This window comes from Polaromonas sp. JS666, from assembly GCF_000013865.1.
Taxonomy (GTDB): domain Bacteria; phylum Pseudomonadota; class Gammaproteobacteria; order Burkholderiales; family Burkholderiaceae_C; genus Polaromonas.
Genome location: NC_007948.1, coordinates 1,590,963 through 1,604,998, shown reverse-complemented (window position 1 = coordinate 1,604,998; position 14,036 = coordinate 1,590,963). Strand labels below are relative to the sequence as shown.

General features: G+C 55.6%; 14 protein-coding genes. 9 read left to right on the top strand and 5 right to left on the bottom strand.

Annotation, left to right across the window (positions count from 1 at the left end):
* The first annotated feature begins 1,317 nt into the window (after nucleotides 1–1,317).
* The 3 genes from BPRO_RS07720 (at nucleotide 1,318) to BPRO_RS28470 (ending at nucleotide 2,628) form a co-directional block, all read left to right on the top strand.
* Nucleotides 1,318–1,671 (top strand): hypothetical protein, encoded by a 354-nt coding sequence (locus BPRO_RS07720; RefSeq protein ID WP_011482495.1) that lies wholly within the window; start codon nucleotides 1,318–1,320, stop codon nucleotides 1,669–1,671.
* 180 nt (nucleotides 1,672–1,851) lie between these two features.
* Nucleotides 1,852–2,163 (top strand): HU family DNA-binding protein, encoded by a 312-nt coding sequence (locus BPRO_RS07715; RefSeq protein ID WP_011482494.1) that lies wholly within the window; start codon nucleotides 1,852–1,854, stop codon nucleotides 2,161–2,163.
* A gap of 132 nt (nucleotides 2,164–2,295) precedes the next feature.
* Nucleotides 2,296–2,628, top strand: a complete 333-nt coding sequence (locus BPRO_RS28470; protein ID WP_011482493.1) for a hypothetical protein — start codon at nucleotides 2,296–2,298, stop codon at nucleotides 2,626–2,628.
* Nucleotides 2,629–2,988: 360 nt separating this feature from the next.
* On the opposite strand, the gene BPRO_RS07705 is transcribed toward BPRO_RS28470, so the two are convergent.
* From BPRO_RS07705 to BPRO_RS07685, 5 genes are all read right to left on the bottom strand, one after another.
* On the bottom strand, nucleotides 2,989–3,525 hold the full coding sequence (locus tag BPRO_RS07705) for a hypothetical protein (RefSeq protein WP_041388540.1): 537 nt from the start codon (nucleotides 3,523–3,525) through the stop codon (nucleotides 2,989–2,991).
* Nucleotides 3,526–4,144: 619 nt separating this feature from the next.
* Entirely contained in the window at nucleotides 4,145–4,300 is a 156-nt protein-coding gene (locus BPRO_RS07700) for a hypothetical protein (protein ID WP_157045752.1), read from the bottom strand.
* A gap of 333 nt (nucleotides 4,301–4,633) precedes the next feature.
* Complete coding sequence (locus BPRO_RS07695; RefSeq protein WP_011482491.1) at nucleotides 4,634–6,700, bottom strand: AAA family ATPase; 2,067 nt, start codon at nucleotides 6,698–6,700, stop codon at nucleotides 4,634–4,636.
* 620 nt (nucleotides 6,701–7,320) lie between these two features.
* Nucleotides 7,321–8,196: an ImmA/IrrE family metallo-endopeptidase gene (locus BPRO_RS07690; protein WP_232291512.1), complete on the bottom strand. Its 876-nt coding sequence runs from the start codon at nucleotides 8,194–8,196 to the stop codon at nucleotides 7,321–7,323.
* 1 nt (nucleotide 8,197) lies between these two features.
* Nucleotides 8,198–8,569 (bottom strand): helix-turn-helix domain-containing protein, encoded by a 372-nt coding sequence (locus tag BPRO_RS07685; RefSeq protein WP_011482488.1) that lies wholly within the window; start codon nucleotides 8,567–8,569, stop codon nucleotides 8,198–8,200.
* 256 nt (nucleotides 8,570–8,825) lie between these two features.
* Here BPRO_RS07685 and BPRO_RS07680 point away from each other — a divergent pair, with 256 nt between their 5' ends.
* From BPRO_RS07680 to BPRO_RS07655, 6 genes are all read left to right on the top strand, one after another.
* Complete coding sequence (locus BPRO_RS07680) at nucleotides 8,826–9,755, top strand: zinc dependent phospholipase C family protein (RefSeq protein WP_011482487.1); 930 nt, start codon at nucleotides 8,826–8,828, stop codon at nucleotides 9,753–9,755.
* On the top strand, nucleotides 9,752–10,165 hold the full coding sequence (locus BPRO_RS07675; protein ID WP_011482486.1) for a hypothetical protein: 414 nt from the start codon (nucleotides 9,752–9,754) through the stop codon (nucleotides 10,163–10,165). Before BPRO_RS07680 ends, BPRO_RS07675 begins: the two co-directional genes overlap by 4 nt.
* Before the next feature lie 24 nt (nucleotides 10,166–10,189).
* Nucleotides 10,190–11,614: a DUF2235 domain-containing protein gene (locus BPRO_RS07670; protein ID WP_011482485.1), complete on the top strand. Its 1,425-nt coding sequence runs from the start codon at nucleotides 10,190–10,192 to the stop codon at nucleotides 11,612–11,614.
* Nucleotides 11,615–11,650: 36 nt separating this feature from the next.
* Entirely contained in the window at nucleotides 11,651–12,898 is a 1,248-nt protein-coding gene (locus tag BPRO_RS07665) for a nucleotidyltransferase domain-containing protein (protein ID WP_011482484.1), read from the top strand.
* Nucleotides 12,899–13,091: 193 nt separating this feature from the next.
* The gene (locus tag BPRO_RS30425; protein ID WP_232291511.1) at nucleotides 13,092–13,373 is read left to right on the top strand and encodes a hypothetical protein; all 282 of its coding nucleotides are present in this window, start codon (nucleotides 13,092–13,094) and stop codon (nucleotides 13,371–13,373) included.
* A gap of 20 nt (nucleotides 13,374–13,393) precedes the next feature.
* The gene (locus BPRO_RS07655) at nucleotides 13,394–13,906 is read left to right on the top strand and encodes an SLATT domain-containing protein (RefSeq protein ID WP_198140994.1); all 513 of its coding nucleotides are present in this window, start codon (nucleotides 13,394–13,396) and stop codon (nucleotides 13,904–13,906) included.
* Nucleotides 13,907–14,036 lie beyond the last annotated feature (130 nt).

Below are 14,036 nucleotides of genomic sequence, written 5' to 3'. Positions count from 1 at the left end.
GGAGGGCGCAGGGGGTTACTGGATGTCTCCAGAGTCTTTTGAGAGGACCACGCTTCATACGGCTCGTCGCCGATGTCTATCACCTACTTGGTCCGCTTCTGACTTGCAGACCCCACTACTTCTGTTTTACGACCAATCCCTTTGCAGGCCCTGCGGCGGGCTCCCCTCCTCAAACGGACAGGCGGATCGGTTGTCTTTTCGCGGCTTCTTACAAGGCAGTGCCTTCGAGCGGTGGAAAAGCAGACGTCTGGAACGTAGGTGTTTATTCGCGTACCGCTTGCGCGGCTCCCGCTTCGCTCCCACCAGTAGGAGCCAAGACAGGCAGGCTGGCGTTGCCAGCACAAAGAGTTTGATACCGGGCCCACCTCAAATGAGGCGCACCACTTCCGGCGACAACAGAGTCAGTGACTTGTTTCGTGGCCTAATGAGTTTCAAGACTCATAAGCTGAAGTCTCAGTTTCAACCTGGCTAGCGAATCGCTAACCAGATTTCAAAAAAGACAGCTCTTGCGAGCGTATTTGCCTTGCGGCGCGCCGACACGGCGGTGGTACTTGAAGTACCTGGAGTTCCTTCTTTTGAAGGGCCAGACAACGTATGCGAATCTGGACTTGTTAAGGCAGCCACAAGAACTGCGAGTGGCACTAGGCCGACACAGGCGCGAGTGTACTGGAATGCCTTTTGCGGTGCAAGCGGCCTGTGAATAAATCGTGGTGGTGGTGGAGTTGTCCACAGATTCAAATCTTCTATCAGTCACGGTTACAGGGTTGTAGGGTTTCAAAGAATCGACAGTGGTGGCGCGGCTTTCCCCATCACTCTGGCTTTAATAATTATTCGAATGTGTTTCCAAGATGCGATGTGGATATTCCGCCACGTGTAAGGCTTTGGCAGGGGCTTATGGGGATGAGAATCGCCATACCGAACCCCGTCGAGTACCCGTTTCTGGCCCCGTGTGGCGCCTATGAATAGTTCACTTGCGTGGTGCAAACATGGTGTGATGCAGTGGACAGAAATGTCCATCTACAGCCCATTTCTGGCCACTTGAGTTCTTGAAGCAGGTGATTCGAAGCACGACAAAACCACATTGGTCAGAAATGGCCATTTACAGCCCATGTGTGGCCAAATCATTCGACCGACGCAACTTGCTCACCTAGAATTTTTATCAACACACCTTGTGCCGCATTTAACTGGAGAGCTTCTATGAAACCTGAAACCCCTGTGGTGGACGTTCGCGCCGTGGACGTAGGCTACTTTTCTACCCAACTGACTCTGGGCCGTAAGCTGGCGGGTTACGCCAGCACTATTGCTACCGCATGAGCCATGGCAGATGCAAGCCCCGATAAAGTTCGCGTTCGCTTTATTGTCGATAGCGACACCCCGGAGTTGTTGAAGCGGTTGGCTAGTGCAAAGCGTCGGTCGCGCGAGATTGTTTACCTGCTGCGACTTGGGTTGCAAATGGAAATGAGGCTCAACGGCAAGGTGCCCATGGTTGACCATGCTTCAGCGGAGAGCGCACCGCCATCGAATCAGGCTCCCGCGCCGGCGGCACCCGTACCTGCACCGGTTTCAGGGACGAGTACCCCTGCTGATATTCCGTTTGGCGGTGACTTCGCAGCTATAACTGGATTGGACGCCGACTACTTTGCGGGTGCGCCAATCGCCTACTCTGAATAGGAGTGAATCTGAGTTCAAATGCAGAAGTGGCCGGATATTCCGGTCATTTTTTTGCGTGTCGAAAGACGTGAATCGTGACCGAGACTGGCCTACGCAGACCAGGTGTCAACCGCACTGGATGCGGAATGCCTGCTGCGCTATAGAATCGTGCCTCCTTTTTTATTACCGAGAATTCCCACTATGAACCGTGCCGAACTAATCGAATCCATCGCCGCAGAAACCGACCTTTCCAAAGCAGCCACAGGTCGCGTGCTGGATGTGCTGATTGATACTATCCAGAAGACAGTGAAGAAGGGGGATGCCGTGCAGCTTGTCGGATTTGGAACGTTCAAGTCCACGAAACGCTCCGCGCGCACCGGAAAGAATCCACGTACGGGCGAAGCCGTGAAGATCCCGGCGACGACGGTGCCTAAATTTGTGGCCGGCGCGAAGTTCAAGGCTGTGGTGGATCCAAAGGCCGCGCAGCGCAAAGCTGCAAAAGCTGCCAAGTAATCTGGACTGACTGATGGCCGCCTCGGGTGATGAGCCCCAGGCGGTTTTCTTTTGCCCTTTGCATTTTGGAGGGTTGACGTGCGCAGTTTTTGTGAGATTCTGGAAGTGTCAAATTCAAATTGAGAGGTACATATGACAACTCGTGTTGATAAAGAACTGACCGCCGAAGACTTCCGCCAGAACTATGTTCCTGAGCCAGCTGTGGCAGTTGAAGTCCCGAACCGCCACTGGCTTCTTGATAGCCCTGCAGGTCGCGATCTGCTCAAGTTGAAGCTGCTCAAGTTGGACCATCGCGCTGATGTGTCCCTCTGGGGTGAAGGTAATAAGTTCGATGGCCACCTGAACCGTATGGTGGACGAGCTGAAACTGCGTGACCTGGCAAAACCCGAACTCCCCATGGATGTTCTGAAGGTCAATTTCAAACTTGTCAAGATGATGGCCGCAGTCCAGTTTGGCCTGCCCTAAAGCAGTTCTGTTTTGGGGCTGGCCGCCCTGGGCGGTGAATCGCTGGTAGCCTGCTCTTACTCTCTGGCGGTTGTGCAAAGAAGGAGTGTGACCCTTACCAGGGGCGATTTCCCTCATGCCAGCACGGGCGACAGAGTGACCTGGAGCGAGAAGTCAGCAGAGGCCGCAGTAGTCGTAGGCTGGGCCGATGAGACCGAGACCGAGGCGAAGGGCCGAACGTGCGGACGGTAAGGTCTGGGCTATTGCGAAAGGATTGCCGTCGCTTTCGGTCCAGCTGACGACGGAAAGCAGAGCTTTCAGGTGAGGATCAGATCCAGCGTCAAAGCTCTACTCCCCGTGCATTTCAAAAGCCGTGCGGCCTTATTCGTTATTCGGGGCGTCAGTCGCCGCCCGTTCACGTTCTTCAATCCAGCTTTCCCCGATCAGTTCGAAGGCGTACGTGACCTCTTTGATGCACACTTGCAACGATCTCCTCGCTTCCGTTTGGGCCTTAGGCGTCTCGACGAACCAATCACGGAAACTATGGAGACGATCGATTTCATTCTCATCTTCTTCAACTGCGGGCAAAACAAGCCCCCATTTGGCGAGAAGTCGATCCATGTCTTCCGTAATGTCACAATTTTGAATCAGGAAGGGACCGGGAAGATATGCCGTCAAACCGCGTTGGCGATCAACGTTGTCTGGGCAATCCGCCCAACCGGCTGTTGTAAATATCTCGACGTAGACATCGTCTTCCTCGTCATCCGAGCTGCGTGGAATCGGTTCAAGCCGCACGCCAGTTGTCCCATTCGCAAGCAAGGCCCACAACTCGTCAGGCGCCGCACTCTCGATCCAGTCGCGAAGTTTTTCCTCGATACGCGCCCCAACCTTGGGTGCGCTAATGTTCAGGTTGCCCATTGAATTCCCTTTTTGACAAAAGCCGTCCCCCAGCGACCCTATGTAACTGGAATGAGACGACAAGGCTCCCGCAAAACACCGGGTAATTCGCACAAAGAAAAAACGACAAGCCCCTAATCGAATAAAAGCGGTCATGCCGACGAACGATCGGCACTCATGACGAGTGTCGACGATCCTCACGCAACGAGGCTGATGGTGAAACGGTTGACAAATGGAACGCGAGCGCCACAACAAAAATCGTGGTGCTACTGAGAGCATGTCGATCAGGACGATGATTAATCGAGTTTCCGCCCCGGCCGTGGGCGACCTATTATTTTTGTACCAGAACTCAAGATGGACTATACGGGTGTCGAAGCTAACAGCCCTTTCTGAAGTTTCAGTGCAAGGTCGTGGACCGCCGCATTTCAAATGTCCTTCGCGGAACAACCAGGCTGCTTCCCATGACAAACCCCGCCGTGCGATCGGGGGGGAAGATGCATGGTGGATACATCGAGCATCCTGAAATCCACCGTAGAGTGGTGAGCATGGTGTTTCTCCGATTTGGAGGCACCCACCTCTACGGGGATAAATGCCCCGATGGGTCGAATGTGATCAAAAAATGAGCGTAAGCTCCCTTTTTTCAGATGATTTTCCTTGCGGTCGCTGATGAGTTTTTCAACCAGTCTTGATTCTCAGCTAGCAGTACCTTGTTCTTGCGAGCAACATACACACTGAAAAAAATCCCCGCAACGATCACTGCGCCAAGTGCGATTTGGATTATGGTGATCGTTTCCATGATGTTCCTGTATTCATTGTGCTTCTTAATGGTGCAGATCCATAAAGGCGTTGCCACCCCTGTGGATTGCTTGCTTATACTTTAAGCAAAACCTGCGCCTATTTCAAGCTCAGCAACGAGCGCTTTCACTATCTTTTCGGCAAGTAATGGCGCGAAGAACCCAAGGACTCACCAAGTGATAGCTAGCGGCCTGGGTCACGCAGTCATCAGGTTGTTTCGGGACTTGCGCTACCGCCACGTCGCCAGAGGCATTCTGAGCGAAAGTCGCCTGTGTGGCGACAATGGTAACAAGGCCCACCACCGAACTGGCGAGCACCCTAGAGATACCAAATTTCAGCACGCAGTCCCCAAAACCATCGCCACACCTCTCTGCACATCGGCAACACCAACTTCAATGAAATCATCGTTCGACTGAGAGATTGCACGGTTGACTGCGTACTGCAACACAGCCTCAGCGTTGGCAATGCTTTCGTCACCCAACATGGATGCAATAGTCGAGGAATCCAAACCAGACTTCAAACCAATCCTGCGGTTTGTGAACCACTGTCCGATATGCGTGGTCAACTGGTCTTCGTCTGGACGAACAAATTCAACCTTCTCTGTGAACCGACCACCACGCAGCAGAGCGGAATCAATCCGCTCTGGATTGTTGGTAGCAGCCACCCACACCACGTCACGCACACGGTCATTCACGCCATCCATGATGGTCAAAAGTTTATTGGTGGCTTCCGTATTTCGTGGTGCTTCACGGGAAAGCAGCAAATCATCTGCCTCGTCCACAAAGATGATGCACGGACGCAAATCCTTGGCCTGCGCGTAGAGCTTGTCCAGGGCCTTGGGGTCACGCACCAGGTCGGGGCCGGTCTTGATCAGGAAAGCCCACTGGACGTCCTTCGCCAGAGCCTTGCAAGCGGCGGTCTTACCCGTGCCAGGTGGGCCGAAGAACAGGACGCCAGAGGGCAATGTGCCACCGAGGCGCTCAATGCGCTGTGGGTCTTTCAGGCGGCTTGCAAGCATCGTGAGGGCTTCCCGCGTCACCTCCGGCAGCACCAGGTCAGCCATGGCCTTGACGTTCTCAGGCATGGCACCCTTACGGCCCTGCAGCCGGCGCAATGCGGCCATGAAGTCGTCAAACTCCAGCTCACCCTTGAAAGTACCTTGCTCACGTGCTTCTGCCACGTAGGAAGGCATTTCCTCAGTCACGGCAAGGATTCGCTTCACGGAAAAGCCATTCCAACGTTGAGCGACGCTTTTGATAGTCGCCTGGCTCACACGCAAAGTGGGTGCGTTGGTGCTTAAACCGGCGGTCAGCAGGCCAATACGCGCTGCTTCATCCGGCGGGGTGATTTCGACCTTGAAGTCAAACCGGCCTTCACGAATGGCGGCACCGTCAAGGCGATCCACGTAGTTCGTTGCAGCCACGACCACCACACGATGCTTGCGAATTTCGATCAGCAGCGTCAGAAGGGAATTGGTGATATCGCTGTCTTCCTTGGTCTGGGCGCTATCCGTTGACCGATCAGGCAAGAAGCTGTCGATTTCGTCAATGAAGAAGACGCAGGGCTGTGATCGAATCGCCTGCTCAAAAGCGGCCTTCACTTTTTCGGTGCGTTCTCCTACCCAGCGACTGGCCACATCCGAGTGGGTGAGTGTCAGCAATGGGAGCTTGAGCTCACCGGCAAGCGCTTCGGCAAAGACCGTTTTGCCATTGCCGGGTTCACCGTCCATCAAGATACCGTTTCGGGCCTTGCCCTGGCCACCCTTAGGCGCATCCACGATGGCGCGGCCAGCCTCCAACAGTCGACGCTTGATCGCTGTGTTGCCGTGAATGTCCTTGAATGTGATCTTGGCCACTTCCTTGCGGGCCACGTTCGAGCGCTGTACTTGCTCGGTGGAATCACCGTAATGCACACGTGAGCGCTGGCCAATGATGAAACCGTAGAGCCACCCCGTTTTGATGATGACCCAGCTCAGGAACGTCATGGCGCCAAATGCAGCCACCAGCACATAGTTGGTTGCTGCAACCTTGGTGCCAAAGGCACCCCACAAGGCGAAGAACACGATGTAAGGCGTCATGACTGCGGGCACAAAGGCACGAAGGCTGTCACTGGTCAATTCTGGCTCATAGGGAATCGTGCCGTTTGCATCTGCAAGGCGCTTGCACATCCAGATGCGCGCCCCATGAAGCAGCAGTTGGTAGGCAATCAAGCACAGCAACACACCGGCTTCGGGGGTGAAGTTACCGAGGACTCGGAAGCTCAGCGGAGCTTCCTTGCTGCTCGTCCAGACACCGAACAGCATCATGGCGGACAGGACGGCAATGGCTGCTGGCAATACGCCAAACAGCCAAAATCCTACTGTTTGCAGAAGGCGATTCAGGTAATGTGATCTAGCTTCCATATGAGAATCCCGTGTCTATTTGCAATCAAATTAGCACGGTGTTGTCCACTGTCAACACCCCCATGGAGAGCCACTTCTGCTCGTCTTAGGTATGGCTCAACCGTGCAAGCCATCCCAGATCCCCATAAAGCAAATAAAATTGTCATGCATGCCAACGACTTCCTGGTTGAACGCGTTGCCAAACACCCGGATCGCTTTCAGGCATTTGCCGCATTGCCTCTTCAAGACCCCGATGTCCTGTGGCCAGGAAATTAAGGAGCATTGCTACATTCGCAACAGCGCCACCGGCCACAACACTTACGTGAGAAATGTTTGCATTCGGCGGTTTCTAAAAATTGACACAGGTTGCCAATGCACCTCGGTGCTGTCGATCATGTGATTGGCTGCTTGGTGTTGACCGATGTCGTTGTGGCAATAAGCTATCTTCGAGAGAGAGCCCAATGGGAAAAGCTGAGTGGCGTTTGGCGTGAAATAACGAATGCAATTGATTTTTTCAAGAGGCATCAGTCAATGAATCGCTAATACTGTAGGGACAGCGATTGACACCCCATCCAGACTGTGCCTGGCATTGTTCGGCTGCAGGTCAAGCTCGCGGCGCCTGTGTCGAGCCTACCTTGGTGCTACCTGCGCTTCGTCCGCTTCGAGAACTGTAAGACCCCATCCAGTTCCTTGAGCCCACCATCATCCTCTTGCGGCTTTCCCGAGAACGTATTGACCGGCTCTTCTGGACCACTATCGCCCTCAAACCAAAGCAGTGCGAAGGTTTCGTCATATTGGGAATAGTGCTTGGCCAGCTCGGTAAGGTCATAACCTTGAGGCCAGTCTTGGAACCATACGTCTTGGGAAACATCTGGAGATTCGCCTGAACGCTGACCATCCTTCACCAGCTGACGGGCCACGGAGCCGTCGGGGATGGGCGATTTCGGCGCTATCCAGGCATTCAGCGTGCGCAGCGCTGCAGAGCGCGATGCGTGGCGAATGACACTGGAGTTCATCGTGACAAAAGCACAGGGGTAGTCCGTGACGGCGGCGACCCGTGAGGCCGTGGCGGAAAACGAAGTTACATACTTGGCACGAAGGCGCTCAACCAACTCAAAAGAAGGCTCCGCCTTATCCACATCGGCTTTGAATTGGTCATACGGCATTAGCAGCTCAGCCGCGAACATGTCGCAGGCAATTTCGTTGTCTTCACGTTTAGCGTAAGACCAAGCCGGAGTCTCCTTGTGATTGGAGCTCAGTTCAAGCACGATATGCCCGATCTCATGGCAAGCGGAGAATCTCTGGCGCTCACGCCGTTCCAACTCATTCACGATGATGGTTGACGTCCCATCCCGTTTGGTTAACGTGTAGCCGGACTCACCTTCGTCCATTTCCTCGGTTTTCAGCTTGGCCTTGACCTTTTGGATGTAGACCGACAGATCCGTATCAATCCTGGATAAATCCAGACCTGCCATAAATTGGCGCGCTTTGTTTCGGATATCCAGTTCGTTGATCACGTCAGTCTTCGAACGCTTTGCGTACGCGGGTTTCGATGGTTTCCAGGTCGGGGCGCGCTCCACCCCGGTGCCGCATGCTGGCACCCATCTCGAACATCTCCGCGGTCATGTCAGTACCCAATGTGTACTCCACCCAGTCCGGATTGGCCTCGTTGGCCGTTAACCATTGCGCCATCTCGATTTCTCGTTGATCGGCTTTAAGAACGCGTAACAGCCGCGTCAGCAGATCGCCGGAGGGCGACTGCTTTTCGCCCGTTTCCAGGCGATAGATATAAGTGTGATCGATATCCGCAAGCTGTCCCAACTCGCGGGAAGACAGGTCTCGGGCTTCGCGCAATTTACGCAAAAGCAACCCTAGGCCGGACTGCGCCATTAAATACTTCCTTCCACGCAAAAAAAGGCGTAAACTGTTGCCTGTGCAAGCAACAAGTTACAAATTCACCAATGAATTCGCCTTTCTGGCGAATTCCGAAGTCGTTGCTTACTCAGGCAGTAACTATGCCATCCCAGCGCAGATTCTGCAAGGGGTGGGGCATGGTCTGCCAAGTGTAAAGCGGTCATTTTCTGGTCGGTGTGGTGTCACCGGCGGTGACCCACCGTCCGACCTCAGATCTACTTAAGGAGTTCCCATGCCCGGCGCCTATGCTCATATCGCGGTTGTCAATGACGCCCAGAAGCGCGCCGACTCGGCAGGGTTGCGCGAAGACACGCTGGTCAGTCTTGGGCTTTACCTGAAGTATGCGGAGTTAGGTGCCGTCAGCCCGGACTACCCCTACCTCACCCTCAAACAAGGCCAGAAGAAGTGGGCGGACGCCATGCACTACACCCGCAATGCTTCGCTGCTGCGGGTCGGAGTGGCAGCCGTGGCGAAACTACCACCAGATCTTCGGCCTAAAGCCACAGCTTGGCTACTGGGCTTTGCGGCACACATGGTCACTGATATGACCATCCATCCCGTCGTCGAGCGCCGAGTTGGCCCTTACAAGGGGAACGAGGGTGAGCATCGGCGCTGCGAGATGCACCAGGATGCTTTCATTTTCCCCCGGGTGATGAATGTTGGCGATACCGGCTTGTCTGAACATCTGGCGACAGGCATCGCCGCGTGCCACGCCGCAGATGACGAAGACGAGATTGACCCCACTGTGGGCCAAGTGTGGCTGGCGATGCTGGCTGCCGTTTATCCGGAAGATCTGACAGGGGGGCCACCATTGCCGGGTGCTTGGCACTGCGGTTTTCGAGATATTTTGGCGGCAATGGCCGGTGCTAATCACTTATTTCCCTTTGCGCGCCATGTCAGCGCAGATCTGAATATCGCCTATCCCACGGAAAGTTCAATCGACACGAGCTACACCCTGCAGCTGCGAACACCCGAAGGCCCCATGGACTACGAGGCAATCTATGGACGCGCCAGGAGCAATGTCCTTGCGGTCTGGAAAGGCCTCGACGACGCGCTGATTGAGGGCCGATCGGATGCTTTGGACACGCTTGAGGACTGGAACCTCGACACCGGCCGCAGTGTGCAAACAGGAAAGCTCGTTTTTTGGAGGGAACCGGCATGAAAAACATCTACAAGATCATCCCGCTGCTGGCCGTCTGCCTGTTTACCGGTTGCGCGACGCGGCCGAGTGCTCAGGAAATGAATTACCTGGCATCTGCTCTGACGAAGGTCTCCGCTGCGGTGGACGCCACCGTCCGCCATCGCCGTCCGGCCGACGGATTGCCAGAGGCTGAGTTGCTGCAACTCTCAACAGCCCATGACCCAGCGCTGATGAAGTCTTTCGACGGTCTGACGGTGCGCGTGCTGCGCGATGGCCGTGACTCGGCTGTCTTGGTGTGTGAGGCACGGGGCGGTAAGGCCTTGCTGGAGGACGCAGGTTGCACCGCAAAGCTGGACCAACACCGCTGGAACAGCGGAGGCGTTGACCGCTGCGAGTTCACAGTCGACGTCAAAAAAGTCTGCGCACGGTAACTTGATCAAAAAGCGGAAAAGAAAATGCCTAAAAACATCATCATCTTCTCGGACGGCACCGGCCAAGCTGGCGGATTGAAGCCAGACCAGAATCTGAGCAACATATACAAACTGTTCCGCGCCGCCCGTCCCGGGCCGGAAAGCCCAATCAATCCGGCTGAGCAAATCGCGTTTTATGACGCGGGTCTGGGTACGGAGACTGATGAAGGAAAGATTCCTTTCAGGCCGGTGCAGAAGTTTCGCAAAATCTGGAGTGCCGCCACAGGCACGGGTATCAGCCGCAACATCGCTGACTGCTACGAGGCGATCCTCAAGCATTACGAGCCGGGCGACCGGGTTTTTCTCTTCGGTTTTAGCCGTGGCGCCTATACCGCCAGGTGCGTTGGTGGCGTCATGTCGCTGTGCGGAGTGCCCACCCACGCCGCCGACGGCAGTCCTCTGCCGCGCTTTGGTAAAGGCCTTCGCCGAATTGCCGATGAAGCCGTCTCGCAGGTGTACGAGCATGGTTCGGGCAGCAATAAGCCTGAACGTAAGGAAGAGCGGCTGGAGAAGGCTCGACGCTTTCGGGAGAAATACGGCAGCCAGAATGATGCCGGCCAATCGAACGTGGTGCCGTACTTTATCGGTGTCTTCGACACAGTGGCGGCGCTGGGCGCTCCCGGACCGCGTCGCCTCCTGATGGGCTTGAGTCTCGTGGCGTTTGTCGGTCTGACGACCGCAGCGGCCGCAGGAATTGTCTCGCTCATGCCTTGGTTTAGCTTCTGGCCTGCATTCTCGGCGTTCACCGCCGCCATCGCTCTCGCGTTGTTGGCTGGATACGTGAACACCAGCGTCAAGACCATTCGCGACTTTCCCAAGAAGGGCAACTTCAGCTGGCACATAGCCGCTTGGCGGTTCCGCTTCTATGACAACTCGCTCAACACACGCGTACGCTATGCCCGTCATGCGCTGGCTATTGACGAGACGCGCAAGGATTTCGCTCGTGTACCGTGGGCCACGCTCGGGGAATGGCCTGCGCGGCCGGGCGAGCCGGAGTGGCTACAGCAAGTCTGGTTTGCAGGTAACCATTCGGACATTGGCGGCAGCTACGCAGAAGATGAATCGCGTCTGTCGGATATCACCTTGCAATGGATGGCTGAACAAGCAACCGGTCTGCCGCACCCGCTGCAGATTGACAAGGCCAAGCTGCACATGTTTCCGGACGCCGGCGGCATGCAGCATTGCGAGGTCATAAGCATGAACGAGGCTCACGCGTGGGCTGGCCGCTTCCTTGATGAAGAAGCACGTGAAATCAATGTCCAGGCGGTACTGCATCCGACTGTGATGACACGTCTGGCGCTGCCCGGCGTCCTTCACTACGGCCTGCGCCGTGAATACCGCCCGGGCAATCTGGCCGGACACACCAAGTTGGGCCAGTTCTTCAATAAGAAGCCCGAAGCTTCGGCTTGAGGCCGTCGGTCAACGGAATTGCGAAAGGTAGTCACTATGCACCGCGATACTCTTCCTCTGCCGTTGAAGCGGCAACTCTCCCGCGTTTCATCTCCGAAGTTCTTCTATCTGGCGGACGCCATCGCCAAATACAACGAGCCCACGCAAACACAGCTGGATGCCATGGAACGCTCCTATGGCGCGACAGGAAGCTACGTCATGGAGTCGGAAGAGTTCCGCGATTTGACTATGACTGTGCACGCGCAGGGATCACGAGTCATCGGCACCATTATCCGGCCGACAAAATGGCGCCCAGAGGGCTTTGATATCGATGTGGTGATTCGGCTACGGCATGTGGCCAACCTGCTGTATGGGGACAATCCCGCCAAGCTGATCAACGATCTGTATGCGGTGCTGAAGCGTTACGCCGAGATTCATGGGCTGGGGATCACCAGGTGGGAGCGTTGCATCACGCTGGAATATGCAGATGGCATGCGCGCGGACATCACGCCGATCATTGAAGACCCCCTGTTTAGCATCCTCCACGGCGAGACCCACGCCAAAGTGCCGGACCGCGAACTTCACTTGTTCGAGCCAAGTAATCCAATGGGCTTGGCCAATGCCTTCAACGACGCTGCACGGATCAGCCCGTTGTTTACTACAACCAAACTGGCGAGTTTTTCCGAAGCGGTGGTGCGTGGTGATATGTTGCCGCTGCCAGATGCAGACGAGGTACTCAATCGCCTCCTCAGCCGTTTGGTGCAGCTGCTCAAGTTGCATCGCAACGTGGCGTTCGGCGCCCCCACGGACGGGTCGGATTTCGCGCCTAAGTCAATATTCCTCACTTCCCTGGCCGCCGCAGCCTACGCGTTGCGGGCACCAATTGAGCATGAAAGCCCGCTGGATCTGCTTCTGGATATTGTGGAGACCATGCCGCTGTGCTTCGAGCGGCACCAGTTGGCCAGCGGCGGGGAGTTCTGGCATCTGCCAAACCTCACAGCGCCGGGTGACAACCTTGCCAGCGGAATGAACACCTCTGAGCGGCAGGCGGCCTTTACCAACTGGCATTCCCTGCTGACCAATCATCTGCAGCAAATGCTGGAGTGCATCGAGCAGCGTGAAGGGCTGGATACCCTCCTGAAGGTGATCGAGGAAGCCTTCGGACCTCGCGCCGCGCAGGCGGTGCGCGAACTCGAAGAGCCACGTCCTATCGCCAAGCCAGATCGGCGCATCGTCACTGTGGGAACGGTTGCCGCGACGACTATGGCGCTACCCGCCCGCGGCCACACTTTCTTCGGTGACTGAAGTGCAGTTCCGCCCGGATCCTCTACCTACTGTGTCTCAGCGCGCACTGGAGCTGCGGGCCCTCGGGCTGCCTGGCGCGCACGCGAGCTACCGCGGCAGGGAACTGAGCTTTCATGTCGGTCTTGCTCCTGGCGCATTCGGGCGCCTGTATCAATGCGTACTGAAAGTGATGCCGGATGGACAGCGGCCAGACATGATCGTGGTTGAGCCAGATCTGACGGTGCTGGCCGGCGGAAAGAAGATCCCACATACCTACACGTACGGTGGAAAAGGGACTCGGCTTTGTCTTTGGTGGCCCAATGACCGAGACTGGGTGCCACAGATGAGTCTTGCCGAAACTTATATTCCGTGGACTGCAGAATGGCTCTACTACTTTGAGCTCTGGTGCAAAACTGGCGAGTGGGCTGGTGGTGGTGAGCACCCCGTCAAAAAAGTCAAACGCTGGGCACGCTCTGAGTCGGTTTCAATTACCTAACTATCATGCGAAATCAAGACTTGAACAATTCTGCCTCTCCTTTACTTGATGGCCTCAGAGTCGAGGCGGCGCGAATTGAGGAGGACACCGAGCACTCGGCAAAGCGTCACTTTAACTCCTGCGAGTTATGGTCAAAGCTGCATTACGGGCTCGGAATTCCCGCGACGATAGCCGCTGCGGCCGCGAGCGCGGCCGTCGTCAAGGAAGCACCTTTAGCTGCACAGCTTTTAGCGCTGACCGCAGCTCTTTTAACTGCCTTGATGACATTTCTGAAGCCCAACGACAAGGCCTTGCAGCACAAGAATGTGGGAAATCAATATCTTGCATTGCGCAACGACTCACGAATGTTCAGAGAGTTGGAGCTGCGTAAGCCGATCGATGACGGCAAAAAAAGTGAACAGCTTGATCGACTGGCTCAGCGGCGCAACGAATTGAATAGCGCTGCGCCCTCCACCTCGCGGTGGGCTTTTGAACGGACCCGTAAGGGTATTGCCGAGGGCGAAACGCGCTATCAGGTCGATCAGCGCGACTGAGTCCGGGCGTGGAGTGAGCCCATCGTAGCCATAGAGGTCCCCAAAACGCTCTTTTGCAGACTACTCGCGGCCAAGGTTTTTGTTAATTTTGATCGCACTGCCATAAGTGAATGATTTCATTCAATAACTC